This window comes from Streptomyces sp. NPDC056600 (genome assembly GCF_042792855.1).
GTDB lineage: Bacteria > Actinomycetota > Actinomycetes > Streptomycetales > Streptomycetaceae > Streptomyces.
The window spans coordinates 1-15,461 of record NZ_JBHTVQ010000100.1 but is presented as its reverse complement, the minus strand read 5'-3'; the positions used below and the strand labels follow the sequence as shown (position 1 = coordinate 15,461).

Genomic DNA, 15,461 nt, shown 5'->3' with positions numbered 1-15,461 from the left:
CCCGTGAGGAGGCGGGCCCGGCTCTCGCGTTCGGGGCCTGGTCGGCGCCGTGGCGGCGGGCCCGGTGAGGGCCCGGCGGCGCGTCAGCGGGTGCGGGCGACGAGATAGCGGAACACGTTCGGCATCCACACCGTGCCGTCCTGGCGCACGTACGGGTGCAGGGCCTCGCGCAGCTCCTTGTCGACCTGGTCGTGGTCCGTGGCGGCGGCCGCCGCGTCGAACAGCCCGGTCGCCCACAGGCCCCGCACCGCGCTGTCGGTCCCCGCGTAGCCGAAGGGGCAGGAGACCCGGCCCGAGCCGTCGGGGACCAGACCGGCCCGCCGGGCCACGTCCTCCAGGTCGTCCCGGCCGGCCGGCCGCCAGCTCCCCGGGGCCCGGGGCTCCGCCAGCCGCGCCGCGACCCGCAGCACCGCCGTCGTCGCGCACCGCTCCGGCGGCCCCCACCCGGTCAGCACCACGGCCGCGCCGCGCTCGGCGAGCGGCGCCGAGTCCCGCAGCCGGGCGACCAGGGCGTCGGTGTCCCCGGTCAGGCAGCCGACCGGCTCCAGCGACGTCACCACCGTGTACGCCCGCGCCCGGGCCGGCGGCTGCTCGGCCAGCCGCACGCCGCCCGCCGGGCCCGGGGCGCCTGTGCTTTCCTCGTGGGCCGCGAGATGGACCGCGAGCCTTTCCCGCGCCAGGTTGAGCCGTTCAGGTGAGTCGCTCTCCACGCCGGTGACGTCGGCGCCGCGCGCCGCCGCCATCAGCAGGGCCAGCCCCGAGCCGCAGCCGAGCCCCAGCAGGCGGGTGCCCGGACCCACGCCCAGACGCGTGTGCACGGCCTCGTACAGCGGGACCAGCATGCGTTCCTGGATCTCGGACCAGTCGCGGGCCAGCACCCGCGGGCCCGCCCCCGTGGTCCGGGTCGTACGGGGAGGGTGAGGTCGCAGGAGAGTGGATGTCATGTAGCGCCCCAATCGCCGAAGTGTTGCCGCTTTCCGGCCGTCCGTCGGTCCGTGCCGTCCGTGCCGTCGTCGTGCGCCGCGCCGCCCCCGTCCGTGCCCCGGCTTCCCCCCGTATGCCAGGTAACTGCTAGGACGCTGTCCCGTCCAGGGCGCTTGGACACCCCATTGCCGGATGCGGGCGTATAAGGCGAGATTTCACATACCGGTAACCCGGAGGGCAACCGGAGACGGGGGTGCCGCGTCAGGAAGGGTGAGGATTCGTGAACCGGACCCGCCGTCAGGCTTCGGCCTAACGGGGTGTAACCTCGCGATCACGTCGTAATCGCGCCAAGCTGAGGCGCGCGCCGGGGCGCACATGGAACCTCGTGCGCCGGGTACCGCCCTGTACGTACGTGTGACTACGTACCGGCTTGTGGTGAGACGTCAGCCTTCTGCGCAGATCAGCGCACCCGTCCTCGTCCGGACACATCAGAGAGAACTGACGGGTACGTGCAAATTATTTGAGATGCCCCGGAATAGGAACACCGAGGGCTGCGGCGTCGTTGTCATTACGTGAGCACGACACCACCAGTTCTCGCCGCCGAGCTGGCACAGGCATGGGCCGACATTCAACGGCACCATCCCGAGCTGCCTGACCTGGCCGCGCCCGAATCACTGATCGGGGAGTCCTCGTCCGCCTGTGGACACGAACTCTCCTTCGAGCGACTCCTCCATGAGGCAGTCCACGGCATCGCCGCCGCCCGTGGCATTCGCGACACGTCGCGGGCCGGCCGCTACCACAACCGCAGGTTCCTGGCGATCGCCGAGGAGCTCGGGCTCGACCACTCCGAGGAGCCGCATCCCAGCAGTGGCTTCTCGCTGGTCACGCTCAAGCCCGAGGCCAAGCGCCGGTACCGGCCCACGATCGAACGGCTGCAGCGCGCGCTCAAGGCGCACAACGCGGCTGTGGCGTCGGACACGGCCGGCACCTTCCGGGGCCCTGCGGCCCGTCACGGTTCCTCGGGGGGAGGTGTGCGGGTCAAGGCCGTCTGCGACTGCGGTCGCAACGTGCGCGTCGTTCCGTCCGTGCTGGCGCAGGCGCCCATCGTCTGCGGGGGCTGCGGGAAGCCCTTCAGGATCCCCGAACCCGAACCGCTTGCCGCGGCGAGCTGAGGCGGCGCGGGTCCCGCGTAGAGCCGGCGCATCGTGGACGCCGGCCCTGCGCGGGCCCCGTACGCCCCCGTTCGGATCCGGGGCCGGTCATATGGCAGAATGGCCAGCTGTACTCGACAGTCGCACAGGACCCCTCTCTCCTCCGGCTGACGCGTCCATCGGGCACTCGGTGCCGCAACCCCACGCGGCTTCCCGTCGCGCCCAACCACGTCAATTCCAGGAGATTCCACTCCCGTGGCAGTCAAGATCAAGCTGAAGCGTCTGGGCAAGATCCGTTCGCCTCACTACCGCATCGTCGTCGCCGACAGCCGTACCCGCCGTGACGGCCGGGCGATCGAGGAGATCGGCAAGTACCACCCGACGTACAACCCGTCGGTGATGGAGGTCGACGCCGAGCGTGTCGCCTACTGGCTCTCCGTCGGCGCCCAGCCGACCGAGCCGGTTCTCGCCATCCTCAAGAAGACCGGCGACTGGCAGAAGTTCAAGGGCGAGCCCGCCCCCGCGCCGCTGCTGCAGCGCGCCGAGAAGCCGGCGCGTCCGTCCTTCGAGGCGCTCGGCGGCGAGGACACCGGCAAGGGCGAGGCCATCACCCAGAAGAAGAAGGCCGAGAAGAAGGACGAGGCCGCTGCCGAGTCCGCTCCGGCTGAGTCGACCGAGGCCTGAGCATGCTCGAGGAGGCTCTCGAGCACCTCGTGAAGGGCATCGTCGACAACCCTGACGATGTGCAGGTCGCCTCCCGCGATCTGCGTCGCGGGCGCGTGCTCGAGGTCCGGGTCCACCCGGACGACCTCGGCAAGGTGATCGGCCGTAACGGCCGCACCGCTCGCGCCCTGCGAACCGTCGTGGGCGCCATCGGCGGCCGCGGCGTCCGTGTCGACCTGGTCGACGTGGACGACGTCCGCTGACACACGCAACACCGGCTCGGGCCGGGGACGGCCTTGGAGCCGTCCCCGGCCCGACGTCGTTCCCGACCTCGGTCCGTCCCCCGCAGTTTTGACCAGGAGAGCAAGCACAGTGCAGCTGGTAGTCGCACGCATCGGCCGCGCCCACGGCATCAAGGGTGACGTCACCGTCGAGGTACGTACCGACGAGCCGGAGCTGCGGCTCGCGCCCGGCGCCGTCCTGGCCACCGACCCGGCCTCGGCCGGTCCGCTGACCATCGAGACGGGACGGGTGCACAGCGGCCGGCTGCTGCTGCGCTTCGAGGGCGTGCGGGACCGCACCGGCGCAGAGGCGCTGCGCAACACCCTCCTCATCGCGGACGTCGACCCCGAGGAACTGCCCGAGGAGGAGGACGAGTACTACGACCATCAGCTCATGGACCTGGACGTGGTGACCGTCGACGGCGAGGAGGTGGGCCGGATCACCGAGATCTCCCACCTGCCCTCGCAGGACCTCTTCGTGGTCGAGCGTCCGGACGGCAGCGAGGTCTACGTGCCGTTCGTCCAGGAGATCGTCGTGGAGATCGACCTCGAGGAGCAGCGGGCCGTGATCGACCCGCCGCCCGGGCTGATCGACGAGCGCGCCGAGATCGCCTCCGCCCGGGACGCGGCCGCGGAGGAGCAGGCCTCCGGCGAGGAGCAGGCGTCCCGCGAGGAGCAGGCATCCGGCGAGCGGGCCGACGGCGAGACGAAGCGGGACCAGGACTGATGCGTCTCGATGTCGTCACCATCTTCCCGGAGTACCTGGAGCCGCTGAACGTCTCCCTGGTCGGCAAGGCCCGCGCCCGCGGGCTGCTCGACGTCGGGGTCCACGACCTGCGGGACTGGACCTACGACCGGCACAACACCGTCGACGACACCCCCTACGGCGGCGGCCCCGGCATGGTCATGAAGACCGAGCCCTGGGGCGACGCCCTCGACGAGGTCCTCGCCGACGGGTACGAGGCCGGCGCCGGCGCCCCCGTGCTGGTCGTGCCGACGCCCAGCGGCCGCCCGTTCACCCAGGAACTGGCCGTGGAGCTCTCCTCCAGGCCCTGGCTGGTCTTCACCCCGGCCCGTTACGAGGGCATCGACCGCCGGGTGATCGACGAGTACGCCACCCGCATGCCGGTGTACGAGGTCTCCATCGGCGACTACGTGCTGGCCGGCGGCGAGGCCGCCGTCCTCGTGGTCACCGAGGCGGTGGCCCGTCTGCTGCCGGGCGTGCTCGGCAACGCCGAGTCGCACCGCGACGACTCCTTCGCCCCGGGCGCCATGGCCAACCTGCTGGAGGGACCGGTGCACACCAAGCCGCCCGTCTGGCGGGGCCGCGGGATCCCCGAGGTGCTGCTCAGCGGCCACCACGGGAAGATCGCCCGCTGGCGCCGTGACGAGGCGCTGCGCCGGACCACCGCCCACCGGCCCGACCTGATCGAGCGCACCGCCCCCGAGGCCTTCGACAAGAAGGACCGCGAGATGCTCTCCATCCTCGGCTGGGCGCCCGACCCCGGGGCCGGAGCGCACGGCCGGTTTTGGCGACGCGTGGAAGACGTGGAAGAATAGGCCGCTGTTGTGTGTGGCCCGGTCCGCGCCCCTGCCACAGGGGGACACGACGCGGCGTCCCGGTCACGGCGACGTTTTCCCGATGAAACCTAGCTCCCGTTGATGACCTGTGGCATCAGCGAAGAAAGCAGACGAAATGTCTCACCTGCTCGACTCCGTCGACGCCGCGTCGCTGCGCAGCGACGTCCCGGCCTTCCGCCCGGGTGACACCGTCAACGTCCACGTCCGCGTCATCGAGGGCAACCGCTCTCGTGTGCAGCAGTTCAAGGGCGTCGTCATCCGCCGCCAGGGCGCCGGTGTCCGCGAGACCTTCACGGTCCGCAAGGTCTCGTTCTCCGTCGGCGTCGAGCGCACCTTCCCGGTGCACACCCCGATCGTCGAGAAGATCGAGCTGGTCACCCGCGGTGACGTGCGTCGCGCCAAGCTGTACTACCTGCGCGAGCTGCGCGGCAAGGCGGCGAAGATCAAGGAGAAGCGCGACAACTGAGCTCGCGCCGGTGTGCCGGCGGGGGCCGGATAGCATCTGCCCCCTATGGACACCGAAGCTCAGCACCAGGAGCGCGACCGCTCCTTCCCGCCCGCGTCCGAGGACTCTCCTCGGCCGCAGGACGGGGAGGCGCGGTCGCGCTTCGCTGTTTCCCGCGGACCGGGGCGGGACGCGCCGGACGCCGGGGACGGTGACGGGGGCGGCGACGCGGAGGGGCGCGGCGGGTTCCGCGCCTGGCTGCCCGGCGGGAGTCTCACGCTGACCCTGGGGGCCTGCCTGGTCTTCCTCCTGGCGGTCACGCTGTTCGTCGCCCAGCCCTTCCGGATCCCCAGCTCCTCCATGCGACCCGCCCTGGAGGCCGGTGACCGGGTCCTGGTGAACAAGCTGGCCTATCGCTTCGGCGACGGACCGGCCCGCGGGGACGTGGTGGTCTTCGAGGGCGGCGAGCGGTTCGGCGACGGGTACTTCGTCAAGCGGGTGGCCGGGGTGGGCGGCGACCGCGTGGTCTGCTGCGACCGGGACGGCCGGCTGCGGATCAACGGGCGCGCGGTGGACGAGTCGCCGTTCCTGGCCGGCGACGCCCCGTCGGCGGTGCCGTTCGACGTGGTGGTGCCCGCCGGGAGACTCTTCCTGCTCGGCGACCACCGCGCCGCCTCCCGCGACTCCCGGGACCACCTGGGCTCGCCGGGCGGGGGCATGGTGCCCGTGGAGGACGTCACCGGGCGGGCCGACTGGATCCTCTGGCCGGCCGGCCGGTGGACGCGGATCGAACCGTCCGGCGCCTATGCCGGCGTGCCCGAGGCGGAGGGGGCTCATGGGTAGGCGGGGACGCACACAGGGAGCGGGGGAGGGGCCGGAGGCCGCCGGGCCCCCGCCGGGGCGCGCCGAACGGCGCAGACTGCGCCGCCGGGTGCAGCGCCGTCGCCGGCGGGCGCTGCTGAAGGAGATACCCCTGCTGGGCGGCGTGGCGCTGCTGATCGCGCTGCTGCTGAAGACCTTCCTGTTCCAGGCGTTCGTGATCCCCTCCGGCTCGATGGAGCAGACCATCCGGATCGGGGACCGGGTGATCGTGGACAAGCTGTCCCCGTGGTTCGGGTCGAAGCCCGAGCGGGGTGACGTGGTGGTCTTCCGCGACCCGGGCGGCTGGCTGGGGCACGAGGAGGTCGCCGCGCTCACCGACGAGTCGGCGGTGACCCGGCGGATCAAGGAAGGGCTCGCCTTCGTGGGCGTGCTGCCGTCGGCCGACGAACAGGATTTGATCAAGCGGGTGGTGGGGGTCGGCGGCGACCACGTGATGTGCTGCGACGCCGAGGGCAGGATGACCGTGAACGGCACTCCGCTCGACGAGGACTACCTTCATCCGGGTGACGATCCGTCCGCGATGCCCTTCGAGGTGACGGTTCCCGAGGGGACCCTGTGGGTGATGGGCGACCACCGGTCGCGTTCGGCGGACTCCCGCGAGCACCGCGACGGACCGTACGGCGGGGCCGTCGCGGAGGACCTCGTGGTGGGCCGGGCGGTCGCGGTGGCCTGGCCGCTGGGGCACTGGGGGCGCCTGACCAAGCCGGAGACCTTCACCTCCGTCCGGGGGCCGGGAGGGTCGCCGGGCTCGGCGGGGTCACCGGTCCCGGTGGGGTCATCGGGTTCGCCCGGGTCATCGGGTTCGGCGGATTCATCGGGCTCGTCAGGGTCCGGCGACGACGGGGGGTAGCCGCCCGGCAGCCCGGCTCGCATAGGGTGGCAGCACCCGGGCAGGCGGGTCGGCCGAGGTGGTGGACGGATTTCCGGGACCACCGAGCCCTGGGGAACTCCCGCTCGTTAAGGGAGTGGTGGGCCCGCGCCGGGCAGCGGGCGGGCGGCGGTACGGAGTGAGGAGTTCGGTGTGGGGGATGCGGCGGTTGGCGCACGCTCCGGTGGCGGCGACGGATGGCGGGGGCGGTCTCCCGAAGCCGGCCCGCAGGAAGGTGAGGACGTGACGCACGGCAGTGACCCCGAGGGTTCCGGCGGGGCTCCGGAGGAGGACGGCGGCCAGGGGTCGCGGCGCGGCTCCTCGAACCAGCAGGTGCGGTCGTTCTGGAAGGAGCTGCCGCTGCTGGTCGTGATCGCGCTGGTTCTCGCCCTGGTGATCAAGACGTTCCTGTTGCAGGCGTTCTCCATCCCCTCGGACTCCATGCAGAACACGCTTCAGCGCGGTGACCGGGTCCTGGTCGACAAGCTCACCCCGTGGTTCGGCGCGGAGCCCGAGCGCGGCGAGGTCATCGTCTTCCACGACCCGGACAACTGGCTCGCGGGCCAGCCGGTGGAGGAACCCAACGCCTTCCAGAAGGTGCTCACCTGGGTCGGTCTGATGCCCTCCTCCGAGGAGCGGGACCTGATCAAGCGCGTGATCGGCGTCGGCGGGGACACCGTCGAGTGCCGCGGCACCGGCAAGGTCGTCGTCAACGGCGTCGCGCTCGACGAGCCGTACGTCTTCCCGGGCAACACCCCGTGCAGCGACGACGACGCCGGGCAGTTCAAGGTCAAGGTGCCCGAGGGCTACCTGTGGGTGATGGGCGACCACCGCCAGAACAGCAAGGACTCCCGTTACAACCAGGAGGACGCCCACAAGGGCATGGTCCCGGTCGACGACGTCGTCGGACGCGCCGTGGTGAAGGCGTGGCCCATCGACCGCTGGGGCACCCTGCCGGTGCCGGAGACCTTCGACCAGCCCGCGCTGAACAAGTAGGCAGGGCCTTTCGCCCCGCCGTCCCGCGCCTCGACGCCGTCACGGCCCGTCCCTCCGCCCGCGGAGGGACGGGCCGTGACCCGTTCCGGGGCCGGCGGGCGGGCGGGTTCGCCGGGGCGGTGACCCGTTCCCGGGCCGGCGCACTGTCGGTCGGCCCGGCTCCGTGACGTGTTCCCGGGCCGGTGCGCGGGTCGTCGGGGTGTGAGGAGACCGTGTGCGAAGGCGGTCGACAGGGGCTGACCAGGCGCCGTACCGCCGGGTAGGGTGCGGGGCCATGGGCAGTGAGAGCAGGACCGACACGGCCGCGGCGATCAGCGGCGAGGGCGCCGTCGCCCCGAGCGGCACCCCGGCCGGCAGCCGGCTGGGCCAGCGCCTTTCGGGCCTGGTGGTCGCGCTGGGCACGCTGCTCTTCCTCGGCGGCTTCGGCTGGGCCGCGCTGATGTACGTGCCGTTCACCGTCCCCACCCTGTCCATGCACCCCACCATCGGCGCCGGTGACCGGGTGCTCGCCCAGCGGGTGGACGGCTCCGAGGTGCGGCGCGGCGACGTCGTGGTCTTCGAGCAGAAGTCGTGGGCGGACGCTCCCCTGGTGAAGCGGGTCGTCGCGGTCGGCGGCGACACCGTGGCCTGCTGTTCCGACGGCGGGCTCAAGGTGAACGGCGAGCGGATCGACGAGCCCTACACCCGCGACGACCCGTTCGCGGCGACGGCCTCCTTCTCCGAGGTCACCGTGCCCAAGGGCAGGCTGTTCCTGCTGGGCGACGACCGCAGCGGCTCCCTCGACTCCACCGCCCACCTCATGGAGAAGGGTGGGGGCACGGTCGCCCGCAGCGCGGTCAAGGGACGGGTGGACGCCGTGGTGTGGCCGATGAAGGGGATGCTGGAGCCCGCCACCGGCTTCCGGGTGCTCGGCGACGAACCCACTCCGGCGGGGCCGCTGAGGACCCAGGTGACCCTGGTGACGGCGGGAGCGCTGATGATCTTCGCGGGGGCCGCCTACGGGCCGGTGGCGGGCCTGCTGACCCGGAGACGGGGGACGCCCCCGGCCCGTGGCTGAGGACGGCTGACCCTCCGCCCGCGCCCCCAGCCGAGGTGGGGGCGGTGGCCCCTGTCGGCCACGACGACCGCGTGCCCCCGTTGCGCGCAGACACGACGACCGCCGGGCGATGCCCGGCGGTCCTGCCTGGTCAGGGTCGATACGACCGGGATCGTCCTGGAGCGTGCGACTTTCGCGCGAGCGCGGTGCTGGACGTGTGGGGAACTCGGGCGGTCGCATGAGACGGTGTATCCCACGGGACTCGCCGGGCTGCCGCGCAGGCCGCTCGACGACGGTCCCCCTGCCGGGCCGGAGCCCCCTGAGCCGGAAATCGCCCAGGGGCTCGTGGGACTGACGCACAATGGTGGGATCGCACGGCTGAAGGGGAACATGCCATGAGCGCCGAGGACCTCGAGAAGTACGAGACCGAGATGGAGCTGAAGCTCTACCGGGAGTACCGAGACGTCGTCGGACTGTTCACCTACGTGATCGAGACCGAGCGCCGGTTCTACCTCACCAACGACTACGACATGCAGGTGCACTCCGTCCAGGGCGAGGTGTTCTTCGAGGTCACCATGGCCGACGCCTGGGTGTGGGACATGTACCGGCCGGCCCGCTTCGTCAAGAAGGTACGGGTCCTGACGTTCAAGGACGTGAACATCGAGGAGCTCAACAAGACGGATCTGGAGCTCCCGGGCGGCTGACCTGTGGAAAACCTCCGCAAGCGGCCAAGAAGCCTCACCCGAAAGGGTGAGGCTTCTGTCGTCGGAGGGCCGTTCGTCCACCAAGATCCACACGGTGCGGGACGCGGGACCACCGTGGGTGCCGGAGGTGGTGCCGGATGGGCGCTCGAAGTGGACACGGTGTACGAGGTGCACGGGACGAAGACCGACGGACGGCCGCCGGGACGGTCCCCGTGGCGGTCCAGGCAGGCGGGCCGGCGGGGGGCGGCCCCGGAGGGGACCGCGGCACAGGGGCGCGTGGCGCGCTCGGGGCCTGGGGTGAGGAGCTCGCCGCACGCCGGCTGACCGAGGCCGGCATGACGGTGCTGGACCGCAACTGGCGGGGCGGCCGGACCGGAGAGATCGACATCGTCGCGCGGGACGGCGACGCCGTGGTGGTCTGCGAGGTGAAGACGCGCCGCGCCCCGGCGGAGGGGCGGGCGGCCTTCGAGCATCCGATGGCCGCCGTGACGCCCGCCAAGGCCGCCCGGCTGCGCGGCCTCGCCGAGCGGTGGGTGCAGGAGCACGGCGGGGCTCCGCCGGGCGGGGTGCGCATCGACGTGGTCGGCGTGCTGCTACCCCGGCGCGGAGCGCCCCAGGTCGAGCACGTGCGGGGGGTGGCCTGAGATGGGCTTCGCGCGTACCTGCTCGGTGGCGCTGGTCGGCGCCGAGGGCGTGGTGGTCGAGGTGCAGGCCGACCTGGAACCGGGGGTGGCCGCCTTCACGCTGGTGGGCCTGCCCGACAAGAGCCTCAGTGAGAGCCGTGACCGGGTGCGGGCCGCGGTGGTCAACTCGGGCGCCGCGTGGCCGCAGAAGAAGCTCACCGTCGGCCTCAGCCCCGCCTCGGTGCCCAAGGGCGGCAGCGGGTTCGACCTGGCCGTCGCCTGCGCCGTGCTGGGCGCGGCGGAGCTGATCGACCCGAAGGCGCTGGCCGAGCTGGTGATGATCGGAGAGCTGGGGCTGGACGGCCGGGTGCGGCCGGTGCGCGGCGTCCTCCCGGTGGTGCTGGCCGCCGCGGAGGCGGGCTACCAGCAGGTGGTGGTGCCCGAGTGCGCGGCGGCGGAGGCGTCCCTGGTGCCCGGGGTGTCGGTGCTGGGGGTCCGCAGCCTGCGCCAGCTGATCGCCGTCCTGACGGACGCGCCGGTGCCCGAGGAGGAACCGGTGGCGCAGGGCCGTCCCGACGCGATGCTGGCCGGCCTGCGGCTGCCGGGAGCCGCCGCTGCGGTCGGAGTGCCCGGCGGCGCCTTCTCCGAGCAGGGGCACGACCTCGCGGACGTCGCGGGAGGCCTGCGGGCGCGGGCCGCCCTGGAGGTCGCCGCGGCGGGCGGCCACCACCTGTTCCTCTCCGGGCCGCCGGGGACCGGCAAGACCATGCTGGCCGAACGTCTGCCGACGCTCCTGCCGCCGCTGGGGCGGCAGGAGTCCCTTGAGGTCACCGCCGTCCACTCGGTGGCCGGGCTGCTGCCGCCTGGCCGCCCGCTGATCGACCAGCCGCCCTACTGCGCCCCGCACCACTCGGCCACCATGCAGGCGCTGGTGGGCGGCGGGAAGGGCACGGCCAGACCCGGCGCCGTCTCGCTGGCCCACCGGGGTGTCCTCTTCCTCGACGAGACGCCGGAATTCAGCCGGGCGGCACTGGACGCGCTGCGGCAGCCGCTGGAGTCGGGCCATGTGGTGATCGCCCGGAGCGAGGGCGTGGTGCGGTTTCCGGCCAAATGCCTGATGGTGCTGGCGGCCAACCCGTGCCCCTGCGGGCGGTTCTCCCGGACCGACGACAGCTGCGAGTGCTCCCCGCACGCGGTGCGGCGCTACCAGGCGCGGATCTCCGGGCCCCTGCTGGACCGGGTCGACCTGCGGGTTCAGGTGGAGCCGGTGACGCGGGCGGAGCTGGCCGGGCGAGGGCGCAGCGGGGAGTCCTCGGTGACCGTCGCGGCCCGGGTGCTGGCCGCCCGTGAGCGCACGGCGGCGCGACTCGACGGCACGCCGTGGCGCACCAACGGCGAGGTGCCCGGCCGCGAGCTGCGCGGCCGGTGGAGAGCGGCCCTCGGCGCCATGGAGCGTGCGGAGCGCCTCCTGGAGCGCGGCACGCTCACCGCGCGGGGCCTGGACCGGGTGCTCCGGGTGGCCTGGACGGTGGCCGATCTGGTGGGCCACGACCGCCCGGACGCCCACGACGTCGCCTTCGCCCTGGAGCTGCGCACCGGCTGCCCGCTGGGCGCCGCGACCACGATCGGGGAGCTGGTGTGAACGGGGAGGCGGTGCGCCCGGCGGACGACGGCCGGGCGGTGCCGGACAGGGGAGGGCAGCTCGCCCTGGAAGGGGTGGGAGTGCCGCCTCCGCTGCCGGGAGCCATCGTCGCGGGGCCGACGGCGGCGACCGAGGGCACCGCCGTGAGGGGTGCGGCGGCGACCGCAGGCGTTGCCGTGGGGCCTGTGGGGGAGGGGCCGGCGTGCGGGGAGGGGCCGCCCGCCTCCGGGGGGCCGTGGGGCGAGGAGTCGCCCGGACCGCCGGGCTCGCGCGTCGAGGGGGTGCCGGGGCCGGAGGTGAAGTGGGCGCGGACCCTGCTGACGCGGGTGCTGGAGCCCGGTGACGAGGTGGGCGGCCGGTGGCTGCGGGAGCTCGGCCCCGTGGCGCTGGTGCGGCGGCTGCGGGAGGGCGGGCGGCCGCTCGCCGGGGTGCGCGCCGCCCGGTGGTCGGGGCTGTGCGCCCGGGCGGCCGCCGCCGACCCCGCGCGCGACCTCGCCGCGGCCGCGGACAGCGGCGCCAGGTTCGTGGTGCCCGGTGAGGCGGAGTGGCCCACCCAGCTCGACGACCTGGGCGACGCCCGCCCGGTCGGCCTCTGGATCCGCGGACGGCCCAGCCTGCGGATGTGGGCGCTGCGGTCGGTGGCGGTCGTGGGCGCGCGGGCCTGCACCGAGTACGGCGCCCATGTGTCGGCCGGGCTGGCCGCGGAGCTCGCGGAACGGGGCTGGGTGGTCGTCTCCGGCGGGGCCTACGGGATCGACGGGGCGGCGCACCGGGGCGCGCTCGGCGCGGGCGGCGCCACGGTGGCCGTGCTGGCCTGCGGCGTGGACCGGGCCTACCCGCGCGGACACGCCCGGCTGATCAGCCGGATCGCCGAACAGGGCCTGGTGATCGGCGAGCTGCCGCCGGGCGACCACCCCACGCCGTCCCGGTTCGTGCTGCGCAACCGGGTCATCGCCGCGCTCACCCGGGGCACGGTGGTCGTCGAGGCCGCGCGGCGCAGCGGGTCCCTGTCCACGGCCCGGGCGGCCCGCCGGCTCGGCCGGTTCACCATGGGCGTGCCCGGTCCCGTCACCAGCGGGCTTTCCACCGGAGTGCACCAGTTGCTGCGGGAGGAGGCCGCGCTGGTGACCGACGCGGCCGAGATCGTCGAACTCGTCGGCTCGATCGGCGAGCTGGAGGAGATCGCCGAGGGCCCCCCTGCTGCCGCGTGACCTGCTGGGGGCCGACGTCCGCCGTGTGCTGGACGCCCTGCCCGCCCGAGGGCCGGTACCGGTGGAGACGATCGCCCGGGAGGCGATGACCACACCGGACGACGCGGTGGCCAGGCTCTACGAGCTCCGCTCACTGGGTCATGTCGAACGACACGGCGACGGATGGCAGTTGACACGCCATGCGGTGATCTCGGCGCGGGGCGGCGCAGGGCCGCCGTGAGGTGACCGCTCGGCCGTCCGGGTGGTCCCGACGCCCTTGCGGCGTCCCGGAGTTGGGCCTTCCGGGTGGTCACACGCGGTGAGCCCCGGGGCTTCGCAGCGCCTGCGGACGGGGCAGAGAGGAACGTATCTGCGGATCGGTCCCGGTTCGTCCTTCACGGACTGCGATGCTCCAGTCGCGCTACGCTCACGAAGTTCCCCGGCGCTCCGGTGCGCCGGAGCGCGCGACCGGTACCACGGCAGAACGGCACAAGGCGACGAATGCCCCAGCACACCTCCGGGCCCGACCGGGCGGCGGCGGTCACCCCCGCGGCCCGGGGCAGAGTGCGGCCTCCCGCTCCCTCGACCGTCGACGAGCTGTGGCGGACCTACAAGGCGACCGGGGACGAGCGGCTGCGGGAGCAGCTCATCCTGCACTACTCGCCCCTCGTCAAGTACGTCGCCGGCCGGGTGAGCGTGGGGCTTCCGTCCAACGTCGAGCAGGCCGATTTCGTCTCCTCGGGCGTCTTCGGGCTGATCGACGCGATCGAGAAGTTCGACGTCGAACGTGAGATCAAGTTCGAGACGTACGCGATCACCCGGATCCGCGGCGCGATGATCGACGAACTCCGGGCGCTGGACTGGATCCCGCGCTCGGTGCGGCAGAAGGCGCGGAACGTGGAGCGCGCCTACGCCACCCTGGAGGCGCGGCTGCGGCGGACGCCCACCGAGGCCGAGGTGGCCGACGAGATGGACGTCACCGTCGAGGAACTGCACGCCGTCTTCAGCCAGCTCTCGCTGGCCAACGTGGTCGCCCTGGAGGAGGTGTTGCACGGGGGCGGTGAGGGGGGCGGGCGGATGAGCCTGATGGAGACCCTCGAGGACACCGCCGCCGACGACCCCGTCGAGGTGGCCGAGGACCGGGAGCTGCGGCGGCTGCTGGCCCGTGCCATCAACATGCTGCCGGACCGTGAGAAGACGGTGGTCACGCTGTACTACTACGAGGGCCTGACCCTCGCGGAGATCGGCAACGTGCTCGGGGTGACGGAGAGCCGGGTCAGCCAGATCCACACCAAGTCGGTGCTGCAGCTGCGGGCGAAGCTGGCGAGTTTCGGGCGCTGACACGTTCCGCGGCGTGGCTCCGTAGAGTGGTGACGTGCCAAGGATTCGAGCGGCCTCCGTGGCCGAGCACCGGTCGATGCAGCGAGCCGCACTGCTGGACGCTGCACGGTCCCTGTTGTCCGAGGGCGGTACGGAGGCGCTGACCTTCCCCGCGCTCGCCGAGCGGACGGGGCTGGCGCGGTCGTCCGTCTACGAGTACTTCCGTTCCCGCGGCGCCGTGGTCGAGGAACTGTGCGCGGTCGACTTCCCGGTCTGGGCCGCGGAGGTCGAGGCGGCGATGGCCGCGGCGGACGGGCCGGCCGCGAAGGTCGAGGCCTACGTGCGCCAGCAGCTGTCGCTGGTGGGGGACCGGCGGCACCGGGCCGTGGTCGCCATCTCCGCCGGGGAGCTGGACCAGGGGGCCCGGGAGAAGATCCGTGCGGCGCACGGCGGGCTGGTCGCGATGCTGGGCGGCGCGTTGCGGGACCTGGGGCACGAGCAGCCGCGGATGGCGGCGATGCTGTTGCAGGGGGTCGTCGACGCGGCGGTGCGGCGGATCGAACTCGGTGCGGCCGAGGACCCCGCGGACATCACCGAGGCCGCCGTCCACATGGCCCTCCACGGCACCCTCAGCACCCCCACGACCTGACCCGACCCCGCCGTCCTCCGAGTGACCTCGCCGTCCTGCGGGCGCAGGGCGGCGCGCCTCCGCGGCGAGCGGCTCGCTCCACGTCGCGTAAGCCGAGGGCACGGTACGGACGGGTCCCCGGCGCAGCATGGCGCGGGAGCGAGTCCCGGCCGGCAGCACCGCCTTGTTCGCCCTGCCCGCACCCTTCTACCGGCGGGCTTGCGCGCCGTGAAGCGAACCGTCCTGTGGGGACGTGGGCCCCAGCGCCCACCCGTGCCGCCCCAGCGGCACGATCGCCCGCTGGGGACGGCAGAGCGCCGTCGACCGACGACAACGCCGCGTGGGGGTCCTCCCGCCCGAGCGAAGCCGAGCGTGAGGGAGTGCCTGCCGGCCCCCGCGACCCACGTGCATGATCCGCCGGACAGGCCCTATTAGTGCTTCGTTAGGTTCTGTGCTGTCTGCGGCGGCTTCGAGGGTTGGGCAGGGGGCGTCCGCAGGTGGTGCAGGCACCGGTCCAGCACCTCAGC

General features: G+C 73.3%; 15 protein-coding genes and 2 pseudogenes. 16 read left to right on the top strand and 1 reads right to left on the bottom strand.

All coding sequences use genetic code 11. From position 1 onward, the window contains the following. Nucleotides 1–83: 83 nt before the first annotated feature. Nucleotides 84–944 (bottom strand): SAM-dependent methyltransferase, encoded by an 861-nt coding sequence (locus tag ACFRAV_RS30080; RefSeq protein ID WP_382560373.1) that lies wholly within the window; start codon nt 942–944, stop codon nt 84–86. 552 nt (nt 945–1,496) lie between these two features. Here ACFRAV_RS30080 and ACFRAV_RS30075 point away from each other — a divergent pair. The 16 genes and pseudogenes from ACFRAV_RS30075 to ACFRAV_RS30000 all read left to right on the top strand — a co-directional run bounded on the left by ACFRAV_RS30075 (nt 1,497) and on the right by ACFRAV_RS30000 (nt 14,955). Further along, complete coding sequence (locus tag ACFRAV_RS30075; protein ID WP_108954186.1) at nt 1,497–2,096, top strand: hypothetical protein; 600 nt, start codon at nt 1,497–1,499, stop codon at nt 2,094–2,096. A gap of 234 nt (nt 2,097–2,330) precedes the next feature. Next, entirely contained in the window at nt 2,331–2,759 is a 429-nt protein-coding gene (gene rpsP, locus ACFRAV_RS30070; protein ID WP_351112121.1) for a 30S ribosomal protein S16, read from the top strand. 2 nt (nt 2,760–2,761) lie between these two features. Beyond that, nucleotides 2,762–3,001: an RNA-binding protein gene (locus ACFRAV_RS30065; RefSeq protein WP_108954184.1), complete on the top strand. Its 240-nt coding sequence runs from the start codon at nt 2,762–2,764 to the stop codon at nt 2,999–3,001. A gap of 109 nt (nt 3,002–3,110) precedes the next feature. Continuing rightward, nucleotides 3,111–3,746: a ribosome maturation factor RimM gene (gene rimM / locus ACFRAV_RS30060; RefSeq protein ID WP_382560369.1), complete on the top strand. Its 636-nt coding sequence runs from the start codon at nt 3,111–3,113 to the stop codon at nt 3,744–3,746. Beyond that, a complete protein-coding gene (gene trmD, locus ACFRAV_RS30055) occupies nt 3,746–4,579 on the top strand; it encodes a tRNA (guanosine(37)-N1)-methyltransferase TrmD (protein ID WP_382560366.1) in 834 nt (277 codons plus the stop codon). The genes rimM and trmD overlap by 1 nt, the downstream gene beginning before the upstream one ends. 136 nt (nt 4,580–4,715) lie before the next feature. After that, complete coding sequence (gene rplS, locus ACFRAV_RS30050) at nt 4,716–5,066, top strand: 50S ribosomal protein L19 (protein WP_020128707.1); 351 nt, start codon at nt 4,716–4,718, stop codon at nt 5,064–5,066. A gap of 45 nt (nt 5,067–5,111) precedes the next feature. Further along, the gene (lepB, locus tag ACFRAV_RS30045; protein WP_382560362.1) at nt 5,112–5,888 is read left to right on the top strand and encodes a signal peptidase I; all 777 of its coding nucleotides are present in this window, start codon (nt 5,112–5,114) and stop codon (nt 5,886–5,888) included. Next, nucleotides 5,881–7,034: pseudogene (lepB, locus tag ACFRAV_RS30040) on the top strand (signal peptidase I). The gene lepB (ACFRAV_RS30045) and the pseudogene lepB (ACFRAV_RS30040) overlap by 8 nt, the downstream one beginning before the upstream one ends. After that, entirely contained in the window at nt 6,949–7,791 is an 843-nt protein-coding gene (lepB, locus tag ACFRAV_RS30035; RefSeq protein WP_382560359.1) for a signal peptidase I, read from the top strand. Before lepB (ACFRAV_RS30040) ends, lepB (ACFRAV_RS30035) begins: the two are co-directional and overlap by 86 nt. A 274-nt stretch (nt 7,792–8,065) precedes the next feature. Next, nucleotides 8,066–8,848: a signal peptidase I gene (lepB, locus tag ACFRAV_RS30030; protein ID WP_382560357.1), complete on the top strand. Its 783-nt coding sequence runs from the start codon at nt 8,066–8,068 to the stop codon at nt 8,846–8,848. 374 nt (nt 8,849–9,222) lie between these two features. Next, the gene (locus tag ACFRAV_RS30025) at nt 9,223–9,531 is read left to right on the top strand and encodes a DUF2469 domain-containing protein (protein ID WP_108954178.1); all 309 of its coding nucleotides are present in this window, start codon (nt 9,223–9,225) and stop codon (nt 9,529–9,531) included. A 212-nt stretch (nt 9,532–9,743) separates the two neighbouring features. Further along, nucleotides 9,744–10,175 carry a YraN family protein gene (locus tag ACFRAV_RS30020; protein ID WP_382560354.1) on the top strand — a complete coding sequence of 144 codons (432 nt, stop codon included), beginning with the start codon at nt 9,744–9,746 and terminating at the stop codon, nt 10,173–10,175. A gap of 1 nt (nt 10,176) precedes the next feature. Further along, nucleotides 10,177–11,796, top strand: coding sequence for a YifB family Mg chelatase-like AAA ATPase (locus ACFRAV_RS30015; RefSeq protein WP_382560351.1), 1,620 nt, complete (start codon nt 10,177–10,179; stop codon nt 11,794–11,796). A 281-nt stretch (nt 11,797–12,077) separates the two neighbouring features. Further along, nucleotides 12,078–13,227, top strand: a pseudogene (gene dprA / locus ACFRAV_RS30010) (DNA-processing protein DprA). Nucleotides 13,228–13,487: 260 nt separating this feature from the next. Beyond that, on the top strand, nt 13,488–14,327 hold the full coding sequence (gene whiG / locus ACFRAV_RS30005; RefSeq protein WP_351112137.1) for an RNA polymerase sigma factor WhiG: 840 nt from the start codon (nt 13,488–13,490) through the stop codon (nt 14,325–14,327). A gap of 58 nt (nt 14,328–14,385) precedes the next feature. Further along, nucleotides 14,386–14,955, top strand: a complete 570-nt coding sequence (locus tag ACFRAV_RS30000) for a TetR/AcrR family transcriptional regulator (RefSeq protein ID WP_382560375.1) — start codon at nt 14,386–14,388, stop codon at nt 14,953–14,955. Nucleotides 14,956–15,461 lie beyond the last annotated feature (506 nt).

Excerpts from the sequence above, each read along its gene's own strand:
- whiG (WP_351112137.1), top strand. The coding sequence starts at position 13,488 with ATGCCCCAGCACACCTCCGGGCCCGACCGGGCGGCGGCGGTCACCCCC.
- trmD (WP_382560366.1), top strand. The coding sequence starts at position 3,746 with ATGCGTCTCGATGTCGTCACCATCTTCCCGGAGTACCTGGAGCCGCTG.
- rplS (WP_020128707.1), top strand. The coding sequence starts at position 4,716 with ATGTCTCACCTGCTCGACTCCGTCGACGCCGCGTCGCTGCGCAGCGAC.
- lepB (WP_382560362.1), top strand. The coding sequence starts at position 5,112 with ATGGACACCGAAGCTCAGCACCAGGAGCGCGACCGCTCCTTCCCGCCC.
- lepB (WP_382560357.1), top strand. The coding sequence starts at position 8,066 with ATGGGCAGTGAGAGCAGGACCGACACGGCCGCGGCGATCAGCGGCGAG.
- ACFRAV_RS30065 (WP_108954184.1), top strand. The coding sequence starts at position 2,762 with ATGCTCGAGGAGGCTCTCGAGCACCTCGTGAAGGGCATCGTCGACAAC.
- ACFRAV_RS30015 (WP_382560351.1), top strand. The coding sequence starts at position 10,177 with ATGGGCTTCGCGCGTACCTGCTCGGTGGCGCTGGTCGGCGCCGAGGGC.
- ACFRAV_RS30080 (WP_382560373.1), bottom strand. The coding sequence starts at position 944 with ATGACATCCACTCTCCTGCGACCTCACCCTCCCCGTACGACCCGGACC.
- ACFRAV_RS30025 (WP_108954178.1), top strand. The coding sequence starts at position 9,223 with ATGAGCGCCGAGGACCTCGAGAAGTACGAGACCGAGATGGAGCTGAAG.